22 protein-coding genes are annotated in these 23,189 nt (G+C 65.6%); 12 read left to right on the forward strand and 10 right to left on the reverse strand.

Annotated elements, in window-relative coordinates; translation table 11 throughout:
• The first annotated feature begins 44 nt into the window (after positions 1-44).
• Positions 45-1,271 (forward strand): aminopeptidase, encoded by a 1,227-nt coding sequence (locus DGI_RS12050; RefSeq protein WP_021761364.1) that lies wholly within the window; start codon positions 45-47, stop codon positions 1,269-1,271.
• 9 nt (positions 1,272-1,280) lie between these two features.
• Here the strand turns inward: DGI_RS12050 and DGI_RS12055 are convergent, their stop codons facing one another.
• Positions 1,281-2,105, reverse strand: a complete 825-nt coding sequence (locus tag DGI_RS12055) for a 1,4-dihydroxy-6-naphthoate synthase (protein ID WP_021761365.1) — start codon at positions 2,103-2,105, stop codon at positions 1,281-1,283.
• An 83-nt stretch (positions 2,106-2,188) separates the two neighbouring features.
• Here DGI_RS12055 and DGI_RS17375 point away from each other — a divergent pair, with 83 nt between their 5' ends.
• Genes DGI_RS17375 through mqnB form a run of 5 tightly spaced genes read left to right on the forward strand, consistent with a single transcriptional unit; the run spans position 2,189 to position 7,843 of the window.
• The gene (locus DGI_RS17375) at positions 2,189-2,824 is read left to right on the forward strand and encodes a TetR/AcrR family transcriptional regulator (RefSeq protein ID WP_021761366.1); all 636 of its coding nucleotides are present in this window, start codon (positions 2,189-2,191) and stop codon (positions 2,822-2,824) included.
• Between the two features lie 2 nt (positions 2,825-2,826).
• On the forward strand, positions 2,827-5,091 hold the full coding sequence (gene mqnC, locus DGI_RS19540) for a cyclic dehypoxanthinyl futalosine synthase (protein WP_021761367.1): 2,265 nt from the start codon (positions 2,827-2,829) through the stop codon (positions 5,089-5,091).
• Positions 5,088-5,963, forward strand: a complete 876-nt coding sequence (locus DGI_RS12070; protein WP_021761368.1) for a menaquinone biosynthetic enzyme MqnA/MqnD family protein — start codon at positions 5,088-5,090, stop codon at positions 5,961-5,963. Before mqnC ends, DGI_RS12070 begins: the two co-directional genes overlap by 4 nt.
• 9 nt (positions 5,964-5,972) lie before the next feature.
• On the forward strand, positions 5,973-7,127 hold the full coding sequence (locus tag DGI_RS12075; RefSeq protein ID WP_021761369.1) for an amidohydrolase family protein: 1,155 nt from the start codon (positions 5,973-5,975) through the stop codon (positions 7,125-7,127).
• The gene (gene mqnB, locus DGI_RS12080) at positions 7,127-7,843 is read left to right on the forward strand and encodes a futalosine hydrolase (protein WP_021761370.1); all 717 of its coding nucleotides are present in this window, start codon (positions 7,127-7,129) and stop codon (positions 7,841-7,843) included. Before DGI_RS12075 ends, mqnB begins: the two co-directional genes overlap by 1 nt.
• Before the next feature lie 291 nt (positions 7,844-8,134).
• Here the strand turns inward: mqnB and ahbA are convergent, their stop codons facing one another.
• The 4 genes from ahbA to ahbC form a co-directional block, all read right to left on the reverse strand.
• Positions 8,135-8,629: a siroheme decarboxylase subunit alpha gene (gene ahbA / locus DGI_RS12085; RefSeq protein ID WP_235619973.1), complete on the reverse strand. Its 495-nt coding sequence runs from the start codon at positions 8,627-8,629 to the stop codon at positions 8,135-8,137.
• An 85-nt stretch (positions 8,630-8,714) separates the two neighbouring features.
• Positions 8,715-9,875: a heme b synthase gene (gene ahbD, locus DGI_RS12090; RefSeq protein ID WP_027193296.1), complete on the reverse strand. Its 1,161-nt coding sequence runs from the start codon at positions 9,873-9,875 to the stop codon at positions 8,715-8,717.
• The gene (hemB, locus tag DGI_RS12095; RefSeq protein ID WP_407656284.1) at positions 9,872-10,867 is read right to left on the reverse strand and encodes a porphobilinogen synthase; all 996 of its coding nucleotides are present in this window, start codon (positions 10,865-10,867) and stop codon (positions 9,872-9,874) included. Before hemB ends, ahbD begins: the two co-directional genes overlap by 4 nt.
• 3 nt (positions 10,868-10,870) lie before the next feature.
• Positions 10,871-12,058, reverse strand: coding sequence for a 12,18-didecarboxysiroheme deacetylase (gene ahbC / locus DGI_RS12100; RefSeq protein ID WP_021761374.1), 1,188 nt, complete (start codon positions 12,056-12,058; stop codon positions 10,871-10,873).
• Between the two features lie 204 nt (positions 12,059-12,262).
• Here ahbC and DGI_RS12105 point away from each other — a divergent pair, with 204 nt between their 5' ends.
• Positions 12,263-13,264, forward strand: coding sequence for an arsenic resistance protein (locus tag DGI_RS12105; RefSeq protein ID WP_021761375.1), 1,002 nt, complete (start codon positions 12,263-12,265; stop codon positions 13,262-13,264).
• 7 nt (positions 13,265-13,271) lie between these two features.
• On the opposite strand, the gene DGI_RS12110 is transcribed toward DGI_RS12105, so the two are convergent.
• From DGI_RS12110 to DGI_RS12120, 3 genes are all read right to left on the reverse strand, one after another.
• A complete protein-coding gene (locus DGI_RS12110; RefSeq protein ID WP_021761376.1) occupies positions 13,272-13,937 on the reverse strand; it encodes a Crp/Fnr family transcriptional regulator in 666 nt (221 codons plus the stop codon).
• A gap of 114 nt (positions 13,938-14,051) precedes the next feature.
• Positions 14,052-14,291 carry a hypothetical protein gene (locus DGI_RS12115; protein ID WP_021761377.1) on the reverse strand — a complete coding sequence of 80 codons (240 nt, stop codon included), beginning with the start codon at positions 14,289-14,291 and terminating at the stop codon, positions 14,052-14,054.
• Positions 14,292-14,419: 128 nt separating this feature from the next.
• Positions 14,420-14,977: a cysteine hydrolase family protein gene (locus DGI_RS12120; protein WP_235619972.1), complete on the reverse strand. Its 558-nt coding sequence runs from the start codon at positions 14,975-14,977 to the stop codon at positions 14,420-14,422.
• 183 nt (positions 14,978-15,160) lie between these two features.
• Here DGI_RS12120 and DGI_RS12125 point away from each other — a divergent pair, with 183 nt between their 5' ends.
• Together DGI_RS12125 and DGI_RS12130 are read left to right on the forward strand one after the other, a co-directional pair.
• Positions 15,161-16,015, forward strand: coding sequence for a PHP domain-containing protein (locus DGI_RS12125; RefSeq protein ID WP_051286650.1), 855 nt, complete (start codon positions 15,161-15,163; stop codon positions 16,013-16,015).
• A complete protein-coding gene (locus DGI_RS12130; protein WP_021761380.1) occupies positions 16,012-17,295 on the forward strand; it encodes a peptidase U32 family protein in 1,284 nt (427 codons plus the stop codon). Before DGI_RS12125 ends, DGI_RS12130 begins: the two co-directional genes overlap by 4 nt.
• Here the strand turns inward: DGI_RS12130 and DGI_RS12135 are convergent.
• Entirely contained in the window at positions 17,264-18,241 is a 978-nt protein-coding gene (locus DGI_RS12135) for a TolB-like translocation protein (RefSeq protein WP_021761381.1), read from the reverse strand. The genes DGI_RS12130 and DGI_RS12135 overlap by 32 nt on opposite strands.
• A 44-nt stretch (positions 18,242-18,285) precedes the next feature.
• Complete coding sequence (gene malQ, locus DGI_RS12140) at positions 18,286-19,782, reverse strand: 4-alpha-glucanotransferase (RefSeq protein WP_021761382.1); 1,497 nt, start codon at positions 19,780-19,782, stop codon at positions 18,286-18,288.
• Positions 19,783-19,963: 181 nt separating this feature from the next.
• Between malQ and DGI_RS12145 the strand changes: the two genes are divergently transcribed.
• The 3 genes from DGI_RS12145 (at position 19,964) to DGI_RS12155 (ending at position 23,092) form a co-directional block, all read left to right on the forward strand.
• Entirely contained in the window at positions 19,964-20,446 is a 483-nt protein-coding gene (locus tag DGI_RS12145) for a chemotaxis protein CheD (protein WP_021761383.1), read from the forward strand.
• A gap of 10 nt (positions 20,447-20,456) precedes the next feature.
• Positions 20,457-21,320, forward strand: coding sequence for an HDOD domain-containing protein (locus DGI_RS12150; protein WP_021761384.1), 864 nt, complete (start codon positions 20,457-20,459; stop codon positions 21,318-21,320).
• 458 nt (positions 21,321-21,778) lie between these two features.
• Positions 21,779-23,092 carry a C45 family peptidase gene (locus tag DGI_RS12155; RefSeq protein WP_144284186.1) on the forward strand — a complete coding sequence of 438 codons (1,314 nt, stop codon included), beginning with the start codon at positions 21,779-21,781 and terminating at the stop codon, positions 23,090-23,092.
• The last annotated feature ends 97 nt before the right edge of the window (positions 23,093-23,189 follow it).

A 23,189-nucleotide genomic window follows, 5' to 3' on the forward strand; every position in this document is an offset into this window, starting at 1 on the left:
GGACGAACCTCCTGGAAACAAGGAACAAGGGAGGGATGGAACGCATGCACACCTCCGCCCTGATCCCCTCCCCCTTCTCCCCGGACGAACTGGAGAGCTATGCCAACGCCCTGTTGTGGGGCCTGTCCATCGCCCGGAAAAAACCGTTCAAGAAAAGCGATCTCGTGCAGGTACGCTACGACCTGCCGGCCCTGCCCCTGGCCGAGGTTCTGGTTGAACGTCTGCATCAGGACGGCCTCATCCCCGTGCCCCAGGCCCGCGAGACGGCCAAAATGGAGTTCGATGCCTTCACCCTGGCCAACAACAAGCGCCTGACCACCCTGGTGCCCGGCGAACGGGAACTCAGCGAGGCCACAGCCGGCTCCATCACCCTCATTGCCCCGGAATCCCTCACGCATCTGGGCAAGGTGGATCCCGCCAACATCGCCATGGCCATGGCCGCGCGCAAGCCGCTGCAATCCATCCTCAGCGTGCGCGAGGCCGCCGGCGACTACGGCTGGACCCTCGGCTACTTCCCCACCCAGGCCCTGGCCCAGCAGGCCGGCATCTCCCTGGAGGAATACGCCCGGGAAATCGCCCGCGCCTGCCTCATCTCCCGGCACGAACCGGTCAGGGAGTGGCGACGCTTCGAGACGAGCATCCGCGAAATCCAGACCTGGCTCAACAGTCTGCCCCTGGCCGCCCTGCGCATCCAGAGCGCCCGCATGGACATGCTCATCCCCGTGGGCGAGTCCCGCCGCTGGATCGCCCTCACCGGCCGCAACATCCCCAGCTTCGAGTGCTACTTCTCCCCGGACTGGCGCGGCGTGGAGGGCCACTTTGCCGCCACCCTGCCCACCTACCGCAACGGCGTGCGCGTGGATGGCCTGGAACTGGAATTCCGCTACGGGCAGGTGACTGCCGTGCATGCCGAAGCCGGCCTGGACTTTGCCCTGGAACAGCTCAAAATGGATGCCGGCGCCTCCCGTGTGGGCGAGTTCGCCCTGGTGGACAAGCGCTTCTCGCCCATTGCCCGCTTCATGGCCAACACCCTGTACGACGAGAACTTCGGCGGCGAACACGGCAGCTGCCACATCGCCCTGGGCCAAAGCTACGCCAACAGCTACACCGGCCTGCCCGAGGCCTTCACCCAGCCCGTGCGCGAGCGCCTGGGCTTCAACGCCTCGGCCCTGCATTGGGATCTCGTCAACACGGAGCCCAAAACCGTCTCCGCCACCCTCAAGGGCGGCGGCAAGATCACGCTGTACGAAAACGGCCAGTTCGTCATGTGAGCCGGAACCTCACGCCGCGTCCCCGCGGGTGCGCCGGCGGGCGATGGCCGTCAGGGTGTCCACAGCACGGCGCCCCAGGCCGTCCTGTTGCTGCAGGGAACGGCTGAAGTCCGTCACAAAGGTCCGGATGTGCGCGTCCAGCACGGCATCCTCCATGCTCTGGGCATGCAGGCGGACAAAGTCGCGACACTGCGCCGGCGCCTGCCAGGCCTGGTCCACACTGGCCCGGATGGCGGCCTCCACGGCCTGCAGCCGGGCCTCACCCAACGACCGCCGGCCCAGGATCACCCCCAGCGGCAGGGGCAGGCGGAAGGCCTCCTCCCACCAGACGCCGAAATCCAGCACCCTCGCCAGCCCGCGCTGCTCCAGCGTGAAGCGCTCCTCATGGATGCACACCCCGGCCGTGGCCCGGCCCTCCAGCACGGCCGGGGCCACCTCGTCATAGCGGACAATGAGATGGCGGGCAGGACGGATGCCGTATTCCCAGGCCAGCAGCGCCGCGGTGGTGCGCTCGCCGGGCAGGGCCAGAATCTCAATGCGGTGCGGATCCAGCATCTCCCGGGCCGTGAGTACCGGCCCGTTGCCCCAGCCCAGGGCCGCGCCGGCATCCAGCACGACATATTCCTGCTCCACCTCGGCGATCACGGCAGCCGAGACCTTGATGATATCCGCCTCGCCCGCCAGGGCCATGCGGTTCAGCGTCTCCACATCCTCGAACCGCACCTCGCCGATGGCAGGCGCAGCCGGCACCTGCCCGTGCAGCCAGGCGTGAAAAATGAAGGTGTCGTTCGGACAAGGGGAGATGGCCAGGGACAGGGCGGGGAATTGAGGCATGGCGCAGGATTCCGGAAAGGGTTGACAGGGAGGGGCCTTCGGTCTACTCGATGACCACCCGGTCATCATAGCCCCTCTGCGTTATGTCCGCAACAGAGACCTTCGCCAAAATCGACCCTGAGAAGCGCGCCCGCATTCTGGAAGCCAGCCTGCAGGAGTTCGCCGAGCACGGCTACGCCCAGGCCAGCATCAATCGCGTGGTGCAGCGGTGCGCCATCGCCAAGGGGTCGATCTTCCAATATTTTTCCTCGAAGGAAGGCCTCTTCGCCTATGTGTTCGAGGCCGCGGTGTCCCACTTTGCAGACCGGCTTCGCCAGGCCCGGGACCGCAGCGGCAATCTGCCCCTGGAGGCCCGGCTGCTTTCCGTGCTCTGCGACGGGCTGGCCTTTGTGGCCGACCACCCCGGCGCGTACGGCCTGCTGCAGAAGGTGTTGCGCGGCCGGGAGATTCCCATGCATGCGGAGATGGTCCGCCAGTTGCGCGCACTCTCGGCCCGGTTCATCACCCACATGGTGGAGGCGGCCCAGGCCCGGGGCGAGGCCGCGGCGGATATTCCCGTCCCCGATGCCGCATTCTTCATTGAGACATTGGCGGAAGGGTTTCTGACGGACTTTTACGAATCCCGCGCCGCAGCCGGAGCCCGCGAACAGGCCGAGGCCCGCGCCCGCGTCCTGGCCCGGCTCATGGCCCATGGGCTGGCCGGCAACCCCAAGGAATGAGCATGTTCAACGAGACGCTGTATGAATCGCTTGGGCTGGGGTCTGCGTATCGCAAGGTGCTGGCCGGCCAGCGGCTGGATCTGGACGAGGGCGAGGCGCTCTTTACCTGTCCGGATCTCCATGCCGTCACGGCCCTGGCCCAGCATGCGCGCATCCGCCGGCATGGCGCGGCCGTGCATTATGTGGTCAACCGGCAACTGAATTACACCAACGTCTGCGTGAACCGCTGCCGCTTCTGCAGCTTCCGACGCGAGGGCGACCAGGCCGGCAGCTATGTGATGACCGTGGAACAGGCCCTGGACCGACTCCGGCAGTCCGGCCTGGACGAAGCCGTGCAGAGCCCCACGGGCGCGGGCGAGGTGCACATCGTGGGCGGCTGCCATCCCGAACTGCCCCTGGACTACTATCTGTCTCTCATCCAGGCCGTGCAGACCCGCTGGCCCAGCGTGGTGGTGAAGGCCTTCACTGCCGTGGAGATCGCCCATCTGGCCAGGACCCATGGCCTGACCGTGCCCGACCTGCTGCAGCGACTCAAGGATGCAGGCCTGGCCATGCTGCCCGGCGGCGGGGCCGAGGTGTTCAGCCCTCGCGTGCGGGCCGAACTGTGCCCGGAAAAGGCGGATGCCGAAACCTGGCTGGCCGTGAGCCGTACGGCCCACGAGCTGGGCATCCCCACCAACGCCACCATGCTTTTTGGCCATGTGGAAACCTTCCGCGAACGCCTGGAGCACCTGGACCGCCTGCGCCGGCTCCAGGATGACACCGGCGGCCTTCGCTGCTTCATCCCCCTGCCCTTCCTCACCAAAAACAATCCGCTGGGCGAGCGCCTGGGCCTCAAGGGGCCGGATGCGGCAGACATCCTGCGCACCGTCGCCCTGAGCCGGCTGATGCTGGACAACGTCCCGCACATCAAGGCCTACTGGGTCATGCTGGGAGTGAAGCTGGCCCAGGTGGCCCTGCACTGCGGTGCGGACGATCTGGACGGCAGCGTGGTGGAGGAACGCATCGGCCACGAGGCCGGCGCCGGCAGCCCCCAGGGCATGACCGTGCCCGAGATAGAAGCCTGCATCCGCGCCGTGGGCGGCACTCCCGTGCGCCGGGACGCCCTCTTCCGCCCCCTGGGCGCAGCAACCGCGGATACGGCATCCCGCGAGCCCGTCCCCTTCCACAGTCCGCTGGAGGAACCCGCCGCGGTCCTGGCCCTGACGGACCCCCTGACCCGTGCCGCGGCCGGCGAACGACTGGATCGGGCCACGCTCCTCACCCTGGGCTGCCAAGCCAGCCTGCAGACCCTGGGCCGGGCCGCCTTTTTGCGCCGCCAAGCCCTGCACCCCGAGGGCCGGGCCACCTATGTGGTGGATCGCAACATCAACACCACCAACATCTGCGAATGCGGCTGCGCCTTCTGCGCCTTTCACGTCAAGGCCGGCCAGCCCGGCGGGTACGTGCTCACCGTGGACGAGGTGGCGGCCAAGATCGAGGAACTCTTCGCCCTGGGCGGCCGGCAGGTGCTCATGCAGGGCGGGCACAATCCGGTCTGCGATCTGGCCTGGTACGAGGCGCTCTTCCGCGAACTCATGGCCCGCTTCCCGGATCTGCATCTGCATGCCCTGTCTGCGCCGGAAATTTTCGCCATGGCCGAGCGCGAGGGCCTGAGCGTGGCCCAGGCGCTCGCCCGACTCAAGGCGGCGGGACTCAAATCCATCCCCGGCGCAGGGGCGGAAATTCTGGTGGACGCCGTGCGCCAGCGCGTGAGCCCCAACAAGTGCAGCGCGGCCCAGTGGCTGGCCGTGATGGCCGAGGCCCACCGCCAAGGCCTGCTCAGCAGCGCCACCATGATGTTCGGGCATGTGGAGCAGCTGGAGGATCGCGTGGATCATCTGCTGGCCATCCGCACCCAGCAGGACGCCACCGGTGGCTTCATCGCCTTCATCCCCTGGACCTTCCAGCCCGGCGGCTCGCAGCTGTCGCGGGATCCGGCCGGCCCGGCGGTGTATCTGCGCACCCTGGCCCTTTCCCGTCTGGCCCTGGACAACGTGGCCAACCTCCAGGCCTCCTGGGTGACCATGGGGCCGCAGGTGGGGCAGTTGGCGCTCTTTTTCGGAGCCAACGACCTCGGCTCCACCATGCTGGAAGAAAATGTGGTGGCCGCCGCAGGCACGGCCTTTTCCATGCAGGAACAGGAACTGCGGGATCTGGCTGCCGCTGCCGGCTACACTCCCTGCCGCCGCGATCAGGCCTATCGTCTGCTGGAGCATTGCGCATGAACGCCGCCCCCGTCACTTCGGCCACCTCCACCCGTCTTGGCCGCATCGAATATGTGAACGTGGCCCCCATCTACTACCCCCTGGAAGCCGGATGGATGCCGCATGGCTGCGTCATGCGTTCGGGCACGCCGGCCCAGTGCAACGAGCTGCTGCGGGCCGAGGAGGTGGACGTCTCCTCCATTTCCTCCATCGAATACGCGCGCGCGCCGGAGCGCTATCTGCTGCTGCCGGGGCTGGCCATTGCCAGCTTTGGCCCCGTGGGCAGCGTGCTGCTGTTTTCCAGCGTGCCCCTGGACGAGCTGCAGGACAAGCCCATCCTGGTCACGGCGGCCACGCACACCTCTGCCGCCTTGCTGCAACTGTTGCTTGCGCAACGGCTTGGCGCGTGCCCGCCTCTGGTGCACGCTGAAGGCGGCATCCGCAACTCCCTGGCGCATGGCGAATGCCCGGCCGCAGCCCTGGCCATTGGCGACGAAGCCCTGGTGCTGGCGCGCAACCCGTGCTTCTCCCACACCTACGACCTTGGGGCCATGTGGCGCGAATCCACGAATCTGCCTTTTGTCTTCGGCCTGTGGGCTGCCCGGCGGGACTGGGCCCTGGCCCATCCGCAGGAAGCCGCCCGCGTGGCCCGGCTGCTCTGTGCCGCCCGGGATCTGGGGCTGACACGGCTGGAAGAAGTGATCGACGCCACCCAGGACCGCACCACGCGAAGCAAGGAATATCTCCTCACCTATTTCACATGCCTTCGTCTGGTGCTTCGCGATGAGGAATTTGCCGGATTGCAACGATTTTTCCAGCTATTGCACGCGCACGGCATGTTGCCGGCCCTGCCGTGCATCGAATTTCTGGACACCGCCCCGGCGGAATGCTAGGCCCCCAGCATGGCCACGTTGCTGCGCGCCAGACGCGCCCTGACCCTGCAACCGGGCCGGCCGGTCATCGAAGATGCTGCCCTCGTTGTCGGCGAGGACGGTCTTATCCATGATGTCGGCACCTGGAAGCGGCTCCAGAAGTCCTGGTCCTTCCCCACGGTCTGCGTGCAGGACATGGGCGAGGTGGATCTTGTCCCCGGTCCACTCAATGCGCACACCCACCTGGAACTGTCCCATACCCTGGGCCGCACCCGGCTGGGCCAGGGTTTCGGCGCCTGGCTCAAGAGCCTGCTGGCCCTGGATCTGCACGATATCTCCCCTGCGTTTCTGCGCGACGCCTGCCATAGCATGACCCTGGCCGGCACGGCCTTCGTGGCGGACGTCACCTCCCGGCACCCCCGGCTGGTGGCTGAAACATTGGCCCGCAGCCTGCTGGATGCGCACCTGTTCTGGGAAATGATCGGCCATGCCGTGCTGGATCCATCTCCCCTGCCGCCGCCTCCCCAGACGGCCGGCGAGCACCTGACCATGAGTCTCATGGGCCATGCGCCCTATACCACCAGCGGGCCACGGCTGCAGGCGGCCAAGGTCTGGAACAACCACCGCGACCTGCCCTTCTGCCTGCACCTGGCCGAGCACGACGAGGAACGCGAATTCCTGCGCCACGGCACAGGCATCCTGGCGGGCATGGTCCTGGGCACGCTCCTGCCGGCGGACTGGACTCCGCCGGGCACGTCCAGCGTCGCATACGCCAAGGCCTTGCAGCTGCTGGATCGTCGCACCCTGGCCGTGCACTGCGTGCAGCTGGACGCCGAGGACATCAACACCCTCAAGACCAGCGGCGCCACGGTCTGCCTGTGTCCGCGAAGCAACGCTGCCATCGCCGTGGGCCGTGCGCCGGTGGAGGCCCTGCGCGCCGCCGGCGTCCCCCTGTGTCTTGGCACGGACGGCCTGTGCTCCACGCCCAGCCTCAACGTGCTGGACGAGCTGGCCTTCCTGCTGCCGCAGCTGGACCCCGCCCCTGGCCTGCTGGAGGCCCTGGGCTGGCTCACCACCGAGCCGGCGCGATTTTTCGGCGTTTCGCACAAATGGGGGATGATTGCCCCGGGCCGCCCGTCCCGGCTGGGCATCCTGCCGTCCTCCCTGCGGGACGCGCCCCTCTGATGCCTTCACGCGGCCCCCTGCTCCTCCTCGCGGCCACCCCCATGGAGCTGGCCGCCTTCCTGCGGCACACCACCCTCCACGTCCCGCCCCTTGCCCCGGGCGACTCCTGCGCCCACGGCGGACTGGTCCTGGCCGTGAGCGGCGTGGGCCCGGTAAACGCGGCCCTGGCTGCCGGCCTTCTGCTGGAGCGCCATGCCCCGCGCGGCGTCATCCTGACGGGCATTGCCGGCAGCTTCGACACCTCGCGCCATCCCCTGGGCTGCATTCGATTGATTGCGGAAGAGATCTGGCCGGAATACGGCATTGCCGGTGCGCGCGGCGTGCACGCCCGGGCGCTCAAGTTCCCACAGGGCGAGATCGACGGCGAGCCGGTCTGGGATCGCCTGGTCTGGGACGCCACGGCCGACGCCCGCGCCCTGGGGCTGGACCTCTCCAATATCCCCACGGCCCGCGGCCTGACTGTGGCCGGCGTCACCGGCACGCCGCGCCGGGCCGCGGCCATGGTTCGCCGCTTCACCCCGGATCTGGAGCACATGGAGGGATTCCCCGTGGCCCTGGCATGCCGCCGGGCCGGCGTGGCGTTTGTCCAGCTGCGCAGCGTCTCCAACCCCGTGGGGGTGCGGGACAAACGCGCCTGGGACATCCCCGCCGCACTGGCGGCGCTGGCTGACACGGGAAGGGGAATGGGGGAGAAGGGAATATTTCTGGGGGGATAATCCCCCCAGGCCCCCTTCTTCCGGTTCCTGGCGGCATCCGCGACGCGCCTGCGCGTCACAGATGCCGCCAGGAACCGGAGTGGGGGTTCAGGGGAACTGAGTGCCCCCGAAACAAGTCTTTGCGAGAGCATTTTATCTTTGAGAAGAGTTCCTGGGGGAACCCCCTCCCCAAAGACTTTTGTTATCATTACAAAATATTATCAATTTTTTGGAAGGGGAGAGCGCGAGAGGGGAGAACCTTTTGCAAAAGGTTTCCCCTCTCGCAACGTCCTTTTTCAAAAGAAAAATGCTCTAGTCTTCCTGCATCCGGAAATCCACGCGGATCTTGAACAGCTTTTTGGCCGGGAGATTGAGGATGGTCAGGCCGGTGGCGGCGGAGAGTTCGTCCAGGGTGCGGCAGACGTCTTCCCAGCTCGGGCCGATGAGGGTGAACCAGACATTGTAGTCGTGCCGGCGCAGGTAGTTGTGCGTGGTGCCCGGCAGGGCGTTCACCCGGGCGATGAAGTCGTCCAGCTGCTCCGGCGGCACCTTGGCCGCGCACAGGGTGGACCGGAAGCCCAGGGCCCGGGACTGGAAGTTGGCCCCCAACCGGCGGATGATCTTCAGGGCCTTGAGCCGGCGCACCCGCGCCAGGGCCTCGGCCTCGGTGACGCCCAGGGCCTCGCCCAAGGTCTGGTAGGGCCGCGGGGTGAGGGGAAAGGCCGTCTGGATGATGTCCAGCAGCCGCTTGTCCACATCATCCATCTGGATGGACTGAGCCGTCTTCTTTTCAGCGTCAACTTCCATGCAGGTGACCCGACCCCGTAAATTGTCTTTGGAAAGGGGTTCGGGGGAAATCTTTCTCCAGAAAGGTTTTCCCCCGATGCTTTTTTTACAGCGCCTTGCACAGCCGCTTGGGAGTGTAGGAGCACAGGGGCTCCTCGGCCATGTAGTTGCCGGCCATGGTGTAGGCCCGGGCCCGGCAACCGCCGCAGACGCGGTGGAACTCGCAGGGGCCGCACTTGCCTTCGTAATCCGAGGGGGTGCGGAACTGCTTGAACTGCGGCGAGGTGCGCCAGATCTCGGGGAACGGTTTCTGCTTGATGTCCCCGCAGTTGAGATCCAGATAGCCGCACGGCTGGACGATGCCCACGTGGGAGACGAAGCAGAAGCCCGTGCCGCCCAGGCAGCCGCGGGTCATGGCGTCCATGCCGAAGTTTTCCCGGTCCACGGGCAGGCCTTCCGCCGCGGCGCGCTGGCGCATGATGCGGTAGTAGTGCGGCGCGCAGGTGGCCTTCAGGTGCATGGAGGTGGTTTTGCGGAAGTCGTAGAACCAGTTGAGCACCTGTTCGTATTCCGTGGCGGCGATCACCTGATCGGCCATCCCCGCTGCCCGGCCCGTGGGCACCAGCAGGAAGATGTGCCAGGCCTTGGCCCCCAGGGAGTCGGCCAGGGTGTAAATCTCCTTGAACTGATGGAGATTGTCCTTGGTGACGGTGGTGTTGATCTGAAACTCCACGCCGGCGTCCGTCAGGTACTGGATGCCGCGCATGGCCGCCTCGAAGGCGCCGGGCACGCCGCGGAACACGTCGTGGGTGGCGGCATCGGGGCCGTCGATGGAGATGGAGCAGCGCTGGATGCCCGCGGCCTTGAGTCTGGCCACATTCTCCGGGTTCAGCAAGGTGCCGTTGGGCGCCATGACACAGCGCAGGCCCTGGTCCGAGGCATGCTTGACCAGCTCGAAGATGTCTTTGCGTAGCAGGGGCTCGCCGCCGGTGAAGATGATGATCGGGTCGCCCACCTGCTTGAAGCTGTCGATGAGGGCCTTAGCTTCGTCCGTGGAGAGTTCGCCGGGGTACGGCTCCATGTGCGCCTCGGCCCGGCAATGCTTGCAGGCGAGGTTGCAGCTGCGGGTCAGCTCCCAGGCCACCAGCCGGCACAGGGGAGAACCGTCTTCCAGGGTCTGAGGCATGGATTTGGGCATGCCCTCCGGATGACCGCCCGGATGACTGCCCGGATGGCCGGCAGGATCTTTGGAATGGGGATGCGTCATTTCAGGCTCGCAAAATCCTTGGCAAAGTACGTGAGAATGCCGTCCGCCCCGGCCCGCTTGAAGGCCAGCAGGGATTCCAGGGCCACGCGTTTTTCATCCAGCCAGCCCAGCTGGGCCGCGGCCTTGATCATGGCGTATTCGCCGCTCACCTGATAGACGAACAGCGGATGCGGGAAGCGATCCCGCAACAGACGCACGATATCCAGATACGGCATACCGGGCTTGACCATGAGCATGTCCGCGCCCTCGTCCACATCGGCCTGAGCCTCGCGCAGGGCCTCCCGGACATTGGCCGGATCCATCTGATACGAGGCGCGGTCGCCAAAGGCCGGGGTGGAGTCCGCAGCTTCCCGGAACGGGCCGTAAAAGCCGGAGGCGTATTTCACGGCATAGGAGAGCACGGGAATCTGCGGGAAGCCCGCGGCGTCCAGGGCCTGACGGATGGCCGCCACGCGGCCGTCCATCATGTCCGACGGGGCGACGATATCGGCCCCGGCCCGGGCGTGGGACACGGCGGTCTGCTGCAACAGGCGCAGGGTGGCGTCGTTCTCCACGTCCTCGCCGCACAGCTGGCCGCAGTGGCCATGCGAAGTGTATTCGCAGCAGCAGACGTCGGTCATGACCAGCAGCTGCGGCACGCGCGCCTTGATGGCGGCAATGCTGCGCTGGACGATGCCTTCGGCGGCAAAGCCCTGGCTGCCGATGGCGTCTTTTTCCTTGGGGATGCCAAAGAGGATGACGCCGCCCACGCCGGCATCGGCCAGACGGGCGGCCTCGTCCACCAGGGCTTTTTCGCCGTAGCGGAACTGGCCGGGCATGGAGCCGATGGGCGAGACAGCGTGCGAATCCAGCAGCTCATCCACAAAATACGGCTGGATGAGATCGCCGGCGTCCACGCTGTGTTCGCGCACCAGATCGCGCAGGGCCGGGGTGCGCCGCAGCCGGCGACCGCGGTGGAAGCCCTGGGGCATGGGAAACGATTCCAGCGCCATGGCTTACTCCTGGGGGCGGATCTCGTCGTCGGTGAGGTAGCAGGCCGGATCCTGGGCCCAGACATCGCCGTAGTAGGCCTCTGCCCGACAGCGGAAGTTGCCGCCGCAGATGTTCAGGAAGCGGCAGGTGGCGCAGCGGCCGCCCACGTAAGGCTTTTTGTCCTTGAGCTTGGCCAGCAGTTCGATGTTCGGATCGTCCCAGATTTCGGAGAACGGCCGTTCCAGCACGTTGCCGAAGGTGTGGTTGCGCCAGAACTGGTCCGGGTGCACCTGCCCATCCCAGGAAATGCAGCCGATGCCGCGGCCGGTGGAGTTGCCTTCGTTGAACTGCAGCAGCTCCATCACGCGGGCGGCGCGCTCGGGGTCTTCCTTGAGCATGCGGAAGTAGACGTACGGGCCGTCGGCATGGTTGTCCACGGTCAGCACTTCCTTTTCCTTGCCCTTGTCGTGCAGCTCGCGGGTGCGGTCCATAATCAGGTCCACCACGGCGCGGGTCTGGGCGTGGTCCAGATCCTCTTCGATCAGCTCGTTGCCGCGGCCGGCATACACCAGATGATAGAAGCAGATGCGGGGGATGTCGCGTTCTTCGATGATGTCGAAGAGCCTGGGCACTTCCTGCACGTTGCGCTTGTTGATGGTGAAGCGCAGGCCCACCTTGAGGCCCTCGTTCTGGCAGTTCTCGATGCCCTGCATGGCGGCCTGAAAAGCGCCGGGCACGGCGCGGAATTTGTCGTGGATTTCCTCGCCGCCGTCCAGGGAAATGCCCACGTAGGAGAGGCCCACTTCCTTGAGCTCGCGGGCTTTTTCCTTGGTGATGAGGGTGCCGTTGGTGGAGATGACGGCGCGCATGCCTTTGGAGACGGCATGGTGGGCCAGTTCCACCAGATCTTTGCGCACCAGGGGTTCACCGCCGGAGAAGAGCATCACCGGCGCGCCGTAGGCGGCCAGATCGTCGATGATCTCCTTGCCCTTCTCGGTGGAAATCTGATCCTTGCCCTGTTCTTCCAGTGCCTTGGCGTAGCAGTGCACGCACTTGAGGTTGCAGCGGCGGGTCATGTTCCAGACCACCACCGGCTTTTTGTCCTTGGAAAACTGGAGCAGGTGCGAGGGCAGTTTGCCGGAATGGCGGCCGTAGCGCAGCGCGTCGGAAGGCTCCACCTGGCCGCAATAGAGTTTTGATATGCCGATCATGAGGTCTCCTTGGGAAAGGCAGTCCTTACCCCAATGTGTGGGAAAACGCCAGCGCCGGGGCGGACGTGATCATGGTAAGGCGTGGCGGAAAAATGGCAAGCGCCGGCAAACAGGTGCGGCGTTGATTGCAATCAATGACGCACCCTGCCGTCCGTGCCAGGGTGTGGCCAGAGTCGAACAACCCTCTGCCGCAAGGAGGCCCCCATGTGGACCCTGCTGCAACGCATCTCCAAGAACCTCATTCTGGCCATTCCGGCCATGATGCTTCTGGGTCTGGCCTATGGTCTGGTGGCCGACGCCCGCTGGCTCAAGTCCCTGATCATCCCCTTCACCTTTTTGATGGTCTACCCGATGATGGTCACCCTCAAGATCCGCCAGGTCTTTGAGGGCGGGGACGTCAAGGCCCAGGTGGCGGCCCAGGCCATCAATTTTCTGATCATCCCCTTCCTGACGTATGGCGTGGGGCTGCTGTTTTTTGCGGATCAGCCATACATGGCCCTGGGCCTGCTCCTGGCCGGCCTGGTGCCCACCAGCGGCATGACCATCTCCTGGACCGGATTTGCCAAGGGCAACGTGGCCGCGGCGGTGAAGATGACCGTCATCGGCCTCACCCTGGGCTCCCTGGCCACGCCGTTGTATGTGATGGGCCTGATGGGGGCGACAATCGACGTCAACATCGGCATGGTGCTCAGCCAGATCCTGCTCATCGTCTTCCTGCCCATGTTCCTGGGCTACGTCACGCAGCAGGCCCTGGTGAAGCGTTTTGGCCGGGAAGCATTCCAGAAGAACATCGGCCCCAGGTTCCCGGCTCTCTCCACCCTGGGGGTGCTGGGCATCGTGTTCGTGGCCCTGGCCTTGAAGGCGCACACCCTGGTGGGCTCGCCGGGGCTGCTGCTGCGCATCCTGCTGCCCCTGGCCCTGCTGTACAGCGTCAATTACGTCCTGAGCACCTTCGTGGCCCGGGCGCTGTTGCCGCGGGGAGACGCCATCGCCATGGTCTACGGCACGGTGATGCGGAATTTGTCCATTGCCCTGGCCATTGCCATCAATGCCTTTGGGGAAAAGGGATCGGATGCCGCGCTGGTGGTGGCCCTGGCCTACATCATCCAGGTACAGTCCGCGGCATGGTACGTGAAATATACCGATCGCGTGTTCGGCGCCGCGCCACAGAAGCCGGCCATGGCGACGGCAGCGGCCAAGGCGTAACCCCTCCCTACTCCCGCTCCAGGCCGGCGGCATCCAGGATGGTCACTTCCCGGCCGTCCAATCGGAGCAGGCCGGCCTCGGCCAGTTTGCGGAACGCCCGGGAGAGGGCCTCAGGCGTGGCGCCAAGCATCTTGGCCAGCTCGCGGTGGGTCATGGGCAGGAACAGCCGGCCTTCCTCAATACCGGGATGCCCGGACAGATACAGGGCCACGCGGCGGGAGATGTCCCGGGTGGAGAGGGATTCGATGCGCTCCATGGCCTCCTTGAGGCGGCGGGAGAGGATCATCAGCATGTTGAAAAACAGGGACGGGTCTGACCGGGCGGCGTCCTCCAGGGCCTGGCCGGGGATCACATACACCCGGCTCGGCTCCATGGCCTCGGCATTGGCCGGAAACCGCTCGCCGCGAAAGGCCGAGCACAGGCAGAACGGCTCGCCGGGATTGAAGATGTACACCGTCTGCTCCTTGCCGTCAGGGAGGATCTTGTACAGCTTCACCCGGCCCGAGGCCAGGAGATACAGGCCCTTGACCATGGCGTCCTGGCTGACGATGAGCTCGCCTGTCTGATGCATCCTGCTCGTGGCCGTGTGGGCCAGCAGGGCCAGATGATCCACGGGCATGCCCTGGAACAGGGGCAGGGACTCGAAAAAGGCCAGGGCGTCGTCATTGGGCATGCCTGCTCCTCTACCCTGCCGCGCCGGCCACGGCAAGCATAGCGACCCGCCTGCGCACGGGGCACAGGCGGGTCGTCAGTTCAGATGTGGAAGAGGTGGCCAGGAAAAAATGCGTCAGATCCGTTCCACGAACAAGACATCCTCAAACCGGGCCGTCAGGCGATAGGTGGCGTCGCCCGCCGAGAATTCCCAGGTGTTTTCGGGGAACAGCTCCACATCCGGCGAAAAGCCGGAGCCAAGGAACACGTCCTTTGCCTCTCCGTTTGTTTCCCAGTACAGGCTGGTGCCGTCTGACAAGGTCAGGTATTCGCCGTGTTTGAGTTCCAGGGGGATGTCTGCCGCCGTGTAGTCCATACTCGCCTCCCGATCTTGGGGTTGCCGCATTGAACCGTCACGAAGCTGCGGTGCATCGTCTTCGAAACGCGCGCCACAGCCTGAATATCCCGCAGGGTTGTATCTATTTTATAGCAGTTTCACCCTGGTCAGGCAAGGGGGCTGGCGTCGATTTTGGCCGCCAGCACTGCGGCGGGCTCCACCACCACGCCCGGCCCCGGCACGATGAGTTCGGACCAGACAAAGTTGTGATGCGTGATGATGGCCGGTGCCGCCAGGTACACCTTGTGGGCGGTGGTGTGCCCATCCTCCGGCACGAACACCCCCAGCCCCCGGCCGGCGGCGCTGCGGACGGTTGTATCCACGCAAAAATCCGTGCAGCAGCCACAGATGCACAGGCTGCGGATGCCGGCCTCGGCCAGCGTGGCTTCCAGGGTGGTATTGATGAAGGCATCGCACGCCGTCTTGCGGATGACCGGATCCTCGGGCAGCCGGTGGAGCGTGCGCAGCAGGTCCCAGCCCGGGGTATCCACTTCCACGGACTCGCCGGGCAGGCCGTCATGCTGGATGAAGAGCACCGGACGCCCGGCGCGGCGGGCGGCATCAATGAGCAGGTTGATGCGCTCGGTCACGCCTTCGGGATCGTGACGTTTACCGCCACGAAACAGCCCTTGCTGCATATCCACCACAAGCACGGCATCCATCATCCTCGCCTCCTTGCATGCATCCGGGAATCCCGCACGCCGCCGGCTTGACCGCAACGCCGCACGGTGGCATCCCTCATGCGTTGTTGAACACGGCGCGCCATGCGGCGCGGCTCCCCTCCTCTCGCACCGCTTGATCAGGCGGGCAAGCGATTTTTCATCCAGCCAACCACAGGACGTCTTCACTTGATCGATCTACATACCCACTCCTCCGCTTCTGACGGGTCCGACTCCCCTTCCCAACTCATCGAAAACGCCAAAGCCGCCGGCCTTTCCGCCGTGGCACTGACCGACCACGACACCATCGCCGGCCTGTCCGAAGCCCGCCGGGCTGCTGGCGAGCTGCAGATTGAATTCATTCCCGGCTGCGAATTGTCCGTCACCCACGGGCAGCATCGCTTTCATATGGTGGGCCTGTTTCTTCCAGAGGACGCGTCTTCCCTGCAGCGAACCCTGGACATGCTCATCGAAGAGCGCAACGCCAGAAACGGAAAAATCATCGAGAAGCTGAACCAGCTCAATATCGACATCACCATTGAAGAGGTGATCGCCAAGGCTGGCGGCGATGCCGTGGGCCGGCCGCATATGGCCGCCGTGCTCTTCGAAAAGCATGTGGTCAACAGCATGCAGCAGGCGTTCGACCAGTTTCTCGGCTCCAAAGGCAAGGCATACCTCCCCAAGCAGGTGCTTACCGCCGCTCAGGCCCTGCAGCTTTTGACCGATTGCGGCGCCACGCCGATCATGGCCCACCCCTATTCCCTGAATCTTGGCGCTGTCAGCCTTGCCGAAGTGGTGACTGAACTGCGCAGCCTGGGCCTGGACGGCATCGAAGCCTACTACCCCGAACACACCCCGAGCCAGACTGAACAATTCCTGGCCCTGGCCAAACGGCTGGATCTGGCGGTGTCCGGCGGGTCTGACTATCACGGCAGTTTTCGGCCACACATCCAGCTGGGCCGGGGCAAGGGCACATTGCACGTGCGCGACGAGCTGCTGACCGCCCTCAAGGAGCGCCGCATCCGGCGTGGATTGTCGGCATGACCCTGCGCATCCCCGAGCTGCTGGCTCCGGCCGGCGGCCCGGAACAACTGGAAGCCGCCCTCCTCTATGGCGCGGACGCCGTGTACCTCTCCGGGCCGGACCTCTCCCTGCGGGCCGGCAGCCGCGGCTTTGCCGGACCAGCCCTGGCCGAGGCCGGCCGGCTGGTCCATCGCCTTGGAAAACGGTACTATTATTGTCTGAACCTGCTGGCCCGGGATGCCGATCTGCCTGCCGTAGCCGCCCGGCTGGAGGCCCTGGCCGCCATGGAGGACGACGCCAGACCCGACGGGGTCATCGTGGCCGATCCCGGCGTCATGCGGCTGGCCCGCCGGCTGGCCCCGGCCCTGCCCGTGCACGTCTCCACCCAGGCCAACACCACCAACACCCAGACCCTGGCCGTCTGGAAGGACCAGGGAGCCACGCGGGCCAATCTGGCCCGGGAACTGCCCGGCCCGGCCATCGCCTCCCTGGCCGCCGCCGCCCGGGATCTGGAACTGGAGACGGAATGCTTTGTCCATGGCGCGCAGTGTCTGGCCGTCTCCGGCCGCTGCCTGCTGTCCATGGCCCTGAATCGCCGCCATGCCAACCTGGGCCGCTGCACGCACCCCTGCCGCTTCGACTACCGGGTGGCCACGGTGGAGGAAAAGACACGCCCCGGTGAGGCGTTGTGGGAGCTGGAAGCCCTGGACGAGCAGTACGCCGCGTTTTTCAGTTGCGAGGATCTCTGCCTGCTGCCGTACCTGGGCTGGTTTGCCTGGCGTGGCGTGGACGCGCTGAAGCTGGAGGGCCGCACCCGCAGCGCCGGGGCGCTGGCCCCGGTGGTGGATGTGTACGCCACGGCTCTGGCCGGCCTGCGCCACGGCCGGCTGCCCCACGGCCGCCAGTTGCAGGAACTCCTGGCCGCGACGGCCCGACCGCTGGGCACAGGGTTCTTTCTGGGGGAACGCCTGCGCATCTGGCAGGATGACACCGCACACCGCCGGCCCATCGCCGCCCGGCTGGAAACGCGCCTCGGCGAAGACACCTGGCGCATGGCCGTGCGGGATCGCCTGGACGCTGCCGCCCCCCTGGAACTCCTGCTGCCCGGCCTGCAGCGGCCCTGTCTGGCCCCCGGCTCGTTTCATCTGGAAACCGAGGCCGGCGAATACCGCACCACGGCCCATTCAGGGACCACCATGCGCCTGCGGCTGGAGGCATCCGCCCTCGCCACGCCACTGCAGCCGGGGCTGTATCTGCGGCAGGGGGCGGTTACGGCCTCTGCGCAGCAGGCGGAGTGCTGACGGGGGAACGGCCATCCTTGACGATCATCCGGGCCTGGGCGCCGGGGGTCAGATCCAGCCGCCACAGATCGGTGGTATCCGGCTCGGCTCCGGGCCGCACGCGCTCAAAGACGATGGCCTGGCCGCCGTCCACAAACACCGGCGCAAGGCCCTGGCCCAGCAGCCGCTCTGTGCCGGAACGCAGCTCCACCAGCAGCATGTCGCCCTGCCCGCTGCCATCCGTGGCCAGCCGATAGCACAGCACGGCGTCTCCGGCCGGGGTGAACTGCGGCCGCCAGTACGGGCGGTAGTCCTCGGGATCGCGGGGATGACGGAACACTTCCTTCCCCTCACGGTCCAGCACGAAGAATCCGCCGGAGACGTCGCTGCCGCTCTCCTGAACGGCCAGCCGTGCGCCATCCGAAGACAGCGCCGGCGCGGCCAGACTGTGACCGGCATCAAAGAAGACTTCCGACACCGTATGGAGCGCCTGCAACGAGCCCGTGGCCAGATCCAGGCGCAGGATGGCGACATCCCCCACGGCCATCTGCTCCTGCGTGGTGCGGACATTGACCGCGGCGACAAAGACGACAGCCGCGCCGTCCGCCGAAACGGACGGGTCCACCACGGAATGCACGTCCGGCAAGACCAGAGGTGCCGGCTGACCGCCCTGCAGGGGGATGCGCACCAGCGCCCGGCCCAGGCCGGTTTCATCGGAATAGTCGGCGCGCACGGCCACGGCCCAGTGCCCATCGGGGGACAGGGCCGGCGGACTCCACTCGTCGATCACCCCTCCGGCCGCCACACGCCGCTGCCCCTGACCCTGGCTGTCCGCCGTCCACAGTTCCTGCCCGCGCAGGAACAGCAGCGGGCTGTGACTCGAAGCCGCCACCGCCGCACCGACCAAGGCCGCCACAAGCAGCAGCATCGCCGCCATTGCAGCCAGCAAGACACGCCTGATCTTCATGTGCACCCTCCGCACGCAATGCGTCCGTTCCCGCGGGCCTGGACTCATCCCCTGCCGAACAACGCCGCCAGATCGCCGTACCGCTTCAGCACACCGGATTCCAGCTGCGCCTGGGTACAACGCCAGGTCCAGTTGCCGTTGGCCAGCCCCGGCGTGTTCATGCGGGCCTCTCGGCCCAGGCCCAGCAGATCCTGCATGGGCACGATGGCCGTGCGGGCCACGCTGGCCAGGGCTATCTGGATCATCAGCCAATGCGGCTCGTTGATCTCGTCGAACCGCCCGGTGTAGCGACGCAGGCGGAGGCGGTCTTCGGGACTGGTCTCGTCCAGCCACCAGCCCTGTGTGGTGTTGTTGTCGTGGGTGCCGGTGTACACCACGCAGTGTTCCTCGTGATTGTGCGGGGCGTCGGGGTTCTCGCCAATGCCCGGCCCAAAGGCGAACTGCAGGATCTTCATGCCGGGAAAACCGTAGGCCTTCTTCAGCTCGCGCACATCCGGGGTGATGACGCCCAGATCCTCGGCCAGAATACGCAGGCTTGGCAGATGCTTGAGCAACTCGGCAAAGAAGGCCATGCCCGGGGCGTCCACCCACTCGCCGTTGATGGCCGTCTTCTCCCCGGCCGGCACTTCCCAATAGCCGGCAAAGCCGCGAAAGTGATCCAGCCGCACCAGATCGTACATGGCCATGGCGTGGCCCATGCGCTCCACCCACCAAGCATAGCCTGTGGCGGCGGCGGCGGCCCAGTCATAGACAGGATTTCCCCACAATTGGCCGGTTTCGCTGAAATAGTCTGGCGGAACCCCGGCCACGGCCACCGGCGCGCGCTGATCATCCAGCTTGAACAGCGTCGGATGGGACCAGACATCCGCCGAATCGAAGGTCACGTAGATGGGCACATCCCCCACCAATTGCACGCAATTCCTGGCGCACACGCGGCGCAGGCGCTGCCACTGGTCTGCAAAGCAAAACTGCACGAACTGCTGATAGCGGATCTCCCGGTCAGCTTCCTGCCGCCAGGCCGCCAGGGCTGCAGACTGACGATCCCGGAATGGTTCGGGCCAGTCCGTCCACACGGCGCCGCAATAGCGGGCCTTGAGGGTGACGAAGAGCGCGTAGTCCTCCAGCCAGGCGGCGTCTTCCACAAAGCGGCAAAAATCCTGATGATCCGAAAGGCCGGGCTCCGCCACGGCAAAGGCGGCGCGCAGGCAGCGCTCCTTGAAGGCTTCCACGGCCTCGTACTGCACACGCGCGGTATCGAAGGCCGGGGCGTGCTGCAGCAGGGTGGCATCGAGCCAGCCCCGGGCGACGAGATCGGCCAGATCGATGCACAGGGGGTTGCCGGCAAACGCGGAGCACGACGAATACGGCGAGTTGCCGATGGCCGGGCTGGTGGGCCCCATGGGCAGCACCTGCCAGAACCGCAATCCCTGTTCGCGCAGCAGAACAGCGAAGCGGTGTGCCTGAGGGCCGAGATCGCCAATGCCGTGAGCCGAGGGCAAGGACGTGACATGAAGCAGGATACCGCTGCCGCGAAGTTGCATGAATCCTCCAGACAGATTGCGTGGTGTGGCGGACGCCGGAATGCGCTGATGTCCTGCCGTCTGTTTCCCACGGCCGGCCGGCCGGGTCAACACCGCCTGGTGGACCACAGGGGGTTCTTCTGGACAACCATAGGCGCGCTGGGTATAGAGTATCGACTTCATTCAGGGAGCAGCAGCAGTCATGATCATCATCGGCGTTGGCGAATACAGCGCATCACGCGCACCAGGAGACGGGCTGAAAACGTTCGCGCTGGGATCCTGCGTGGCCGTCATCTTATACGATGCCGCCAGTCAAGTGGCTGGCATGGCGCATGTGGCCCTGCCGGACTCGTCCATTAATCGCGGCAAGTCCGGCGAATTGCCGGGCTACTTTGCCGATACCGCCGTGCCGGCCCTGCTGGCGGCAGTCCGGCAGGCCAATGAGGGGCGTCTGCCCCCAGGGCTCCACGCCCGGTTGGCCGGCGGGGCGAGCATCCTGCGCGGGCAGGAGCAATTCCAGATCGGCAAACGCAATGTCGCGGCGGTGCGTACCGCCCTGGCCAAGTTCAATGTACGCATCAGCAGGGAAGAGGTCGGCGGGAGCGTGAGCCGCACGGTCAGTGTGGATGTGCAATCCGGCTCCATCTCCATCTTCTCGCCCGGCCGAGCCGAGCGAACGCTGTAGGGGCAACGTCATGTCGCATATCGTCAGCCCCGATCTCGTGAAGGACCGCATTGAGCGGCTGCCGCTACTTTCCGCCACGGCCAGTGCCCTGCTGCAACTGCTGCAACGCGAGCAATACAGTCAGGCGGAAGTCGTGCGCCTGGTGGAAACCGATGCCGCCCTGACCACCTGCATCCTGAAAGTGGTCAATGCCCCTTCCTTCGGCCTGGGGCAGCAGGTGCATTCCGTGGCCCGCGCCGTCTCCTTTCTGGGCGACAAGCTGGTAACGGCCATTGCCCTGGGCAACTGCGCCCACCAGGTGTACAATCACGCCCTGGGCGGCTACGAAGGCAGCGCCGGCCAACTATGGGAACACAGCCTGGCCACGGCCATTGCCGCACGCGAGTTCGCCCGGCTGATGACTCCGCCGGTGCCGCTGGGATTGGCCTTCACCGCCGGCATTGTGCATGACATCGGCAAGTCCGTGCTTTCCGAGTTCCTGGAAGGCCGGAGCCAATCCTTGCTGGAGACGCTGGACGCCCAGGAAATCGAGGATTTCGCCCTGGCCGAGGCCCAGGCGCTGGGGACGGACCATGCCCGTCTGGGCGCCCTGCTGGCCAGACGCTGGCAGCTGCCCGAACCCCTGGTGCAGGCCATCGCCTACCACCACACGCCAAGCCGTGCTGCCCCACCGTGGCAAGGCCTGTGCTGCGCCGTGCATCTGGGGGACGCCCTGGCCATGTGCCTGGGGCTGGACACCGGCTGCGACGCCCTGCAATACGGACTGGACGACCTGACCTGTGCCACCCCGGACCTGAGCCCCGCGGTGATGGACGTCCTGGTTTTCACCGTGCATCACGAATTCCAAAAAACGCGGACCATGTTTTTCGGGTAGAACAAGACGCCGCGCGCTCCCCGGCCCCATTCTTCAAAATAGAGCAAGTTATCTTTAAAAGGAGTTCCCGGGGGAAAACATTTCTGAAGAAAGGTTCTTCCCCCGCCCCCCCCTTTCCAAAGACTTGTAGTGTGATTCAAGGTCACTATCACAGTTTTGGAAGGGGAGCGAGAGAGAGGGGAGAACCTTTTGCAAAAATATTTCCCTTTCGCAACGTCCTTTTTCAAAATTAAAACGCCCTAGTACGAACTCCCCCTGCCCCTGCTGGAAATCCTGCCCAATCGGATGTATATTTTCACCTGACGGATTCCTGGCAATGTGTTGCTGCAATGGGCGGAAACGTCTGCGCTTTCCCTGGCTGCAGTGGATCTGGATTGTCGCCAGAACAACGCGGTATACATGGGATTACCGTCACCAGTTGCCACGACTGCCCGTGGTCATATCTTCCTGGAGAGCCTATGCCCGTTCTTTCCTTACTCGTGATGTTGGCAGCAGCGCTGCTGTTGCCCCCCACCACCGAGGCCCATGCAGCAACACCGGTGACGATTCAAAAAACAGCCCATGGTTATTTTCGCATTACCTTGGAGATGCAGTCCGTGCCACGGCGGGAGCTGGGCAAGCAGTACATGGAAGCCGTGCTCATTGCAGAGCCGGAATTTCCTGCCCTGGTGGACAATCTGCTGCGGGAACAGTTCGCCGTGCTGCAACGGGCGGGCGCAACGCCGGACTTCCCCATGGCCGTGGCGCGGGCAGCCGTGCTTGGACCCCGCCTGGCCGGGGAATATCAGGAGGAAATTGAAGGCATGCTTGATGCGCTGGCGGCTCTGCCTGGGCACGCCACACCGTCTGCCGCATCGAACGCCGCCACCCTGGGCGACGGTCGCCTGTCCCGCGATGAGTTTTGGGTCTGGCAGCTGTTTGCGGACGTGGTCCGGCCCACCCAGTGTTCCGCCTCCGCCGCCTTTGGCGCGTCTTCGGCCACAGGCAAGACCATCCTTGGCCGAAACCTCGACTGGGACGCCCTGCCCTCCAACGACGCCTCTCGCCTGCATGCCGTGACCATCCTGAACAATGGCCCCGACTCCGTGTGTCTGTTCAATTTCCTGGGCAGTCTCATCCCCGTCAGCGGCTTCAATGCCTCCCGCCTCTTCCTGGGCTCCTTGGACGCCGAGACGGGCGCACCCTATCCCACCGATCTTGGCAGCATGTTTTCCTACCTGTTTGAGCTGCGCAGCGGCCTGGAACACAGCCGCACCCTGGAGGATCTGGCTGCGCAGGTGCAATCCAAGCCCTATCCTTTCAACCATTTGGTGTTTGCTGCGGACGAAAAGCAGGCCATTGTGCTGGAGGAATTCATCGGCAGTCCCGGTCGGGGCGTGCGCACCACAACGTCGCTCCTGCGCGATGGCGTCGCCTGGGACATCCCCGACACCCTCGCCACGGTAAACGATTTCCGCTTGCCCCACGCCAAAGCCCCCATCGACGACGCCGACGCCCTCCGCTGGGACAGCTTCCGCCACCTGTACGCAAGCCGCCTTGCCCGCGGCCCCCTGCACTTGGACGACCTCAAACGTATTGCCGGCTACAGTGGCACTGATGGCACCACCCTGGGCAGCGGCGCGCTGTACCGGTCCGACGGCTTCCCAAGCATCCAGTCCATCGTCCTGCGCATGGACACCCTGGAAACCTGGGTGGCTTTCACCCCCGCGGGCAAGGGCCCCATCCCCATTGATCCCGTGTATGTGCAGGTCTTTGAGGCCAGCCCGTTTTAGGGCATTTGCCTAGAGCACGTTGTTTTTGAAAAGAACTCTCGGGGGATGAATCTTTCTGAAGAAAGGTTCTTCCCCCGAACCCCCTTTCCAAAGATTT

It is taken from the genome of Megalodesulfovibrio gigas DSM 1382 = ATCC 19364, assembly GCF_000468495.1.
GTDB lineage: Bacteria > Desulfobacterota > Desulfovibrionia > Desulfovibrionales > Desulfovibrionaceae > Megalodesulfovibrio > Megalodesulfovibrio gigas.

Bases quoted from the DNA above. Each gene is read 5' to 3' on its own strand.
- DGI_RS12110 (WP_021761376.1), bottom strand. From the start codon at position 13,937: ATGCCCAATGACGACGCCCTGGCCTTTTTCGAGTCCCTGCCCCTGTTC.
- malQ (WP_021761382.1), bottom strand. From the start codon at position 19,782: ATGCAACTTCGCGGCAGCGGTATCCTGCTTCATGTCACGTCCTTGCCC.
- DGI_RS12130 (WP_021761380.1), top strand. From the start codon at position 16,012: ATGACCCTGCGCATCCCCGAGCTGCTGGCTCCGGCCGGCGGCCCGGAA.
- DGI_RS12135 (WP_021761381.1), bottom strand. From the start codon at position 18,241: ATGAAGATCAGGCGTGTCTTGCTGGCTGCAATGGCGGCGATGCTGCTG.
- DGI_RS12105 (WP_021761375.1), top strand. From the start codon at position 12,263: ATGTGGACCCTGCTGCAACGCATCTCCAAGAACCTCATTCTGGCCATT.
- DGI_RS12055 (WP_021761365.1), bottom strand. From the start codon at position 2,105: ATGCCTCAATTCCCCGCCCTGTCCCTGGCCATCTCCCCTTGTCCGAAC.
- DGI_RS12155 (WP_144284186.1), top strand. From the start codon at position 21,779: ATGCCCGTTCTTTCCTTACTCGTGATGTTGGCAGCAGCGCTGCTGTTG.
- hemB (WP_407656284.1), bottom strand. From the start codon at position 10,867: ATGGCGCTGGAATCGTTTCCCATGCCCCAGGGCTTCCACCGCGGTCGC.
- DGI_RS12115 (WP_021761377.1), bottom strand. From the start codon at position 14,291: ATGGACTACACGGCGGCAGACATCCCCCTGGAACTCAAACACGGCGAA.
- DGI_RS12050 (WP_021761364.1), top strand. From the start codon at position 45: ATGCACACCTCCGCCCTGATCCCCTCCCCCTTCTCCCCGGACGAACTG.
- DGI_RS12075 (WP_021761369.1), top strand. From the start codon at position 5,973: ATGGCCACGTTGCTGCGCGCCAGACGCGCCCTGACCCTGCAACCGGGC.
- ahbC (WP_021761374.1), bottom strand. From the start codon at position 12,058: ATGATCGGCATATCAAAACTCTATTGCGGCCAGGTGGAGCCTTCCGAC.
- mqnB (WP_021761370.1), top strand. From the start codon at position 7,127: ATGCCTTCACGCGGCCCCCTGCTCCTCCTCGCGGCCACCCCCATGGAG.
- DGI_RS12145 (WP_021761383.1), top strand. From the start codon at position 19,964: ATGATCATCATCGGCGTTGGCGAATACAGCGCATCACGCGCACCAGGA.
- mqnC (WP_021761367.1), top strand. From the start codon at position 2,827: ATGTTCAACGAGACGCTGTATGAATCGCTTGGGCTGGGGTCTGCGTAT.
- DGI_RS17375 (WP_021761366.1), top strand. From the start codon at position 2,189: ATGTCCGCAACAGAGACCTTCGCCAAAATCGACCCTGAGAAGCGCGCC.
- ahbD (WP_027193296.1), bottom strand. From the start codon at position 9,875: ATGACGCATCCCCATTCCAAAGATCCTGCCGGCCATCCGGGCAGTCAT.
- DGI_RS12070 (WP_021761368.1), top strand. From the start codon at position 5,088: ATGAACGCCGCCCCCGTCACTTCGGCCACCTCCACCCGTCTTGGCCGC.
- DGI_RS12150 (WP_021761384.1), top strand. From the start codon at position 20,457: ATGTCGCATATCGTCAGCCCCGATCTCGTGAAGGACCGCATTGAGCGG.
- ahbA (WP_235619973.1), bottom strand. From the start codon at position 8,629: ATGGAAGTTGACGCTGAAAAGAAGACGGCTCAGTCCATCCAGATGGAT.
- DGI_RS12120 (WP_235619972.1), bottom strand. From the start codon at position 14,977: ATGATGGATGCCGTGCTTGTGGTGGATATGCAGCAAGGGCTGTTTCGT.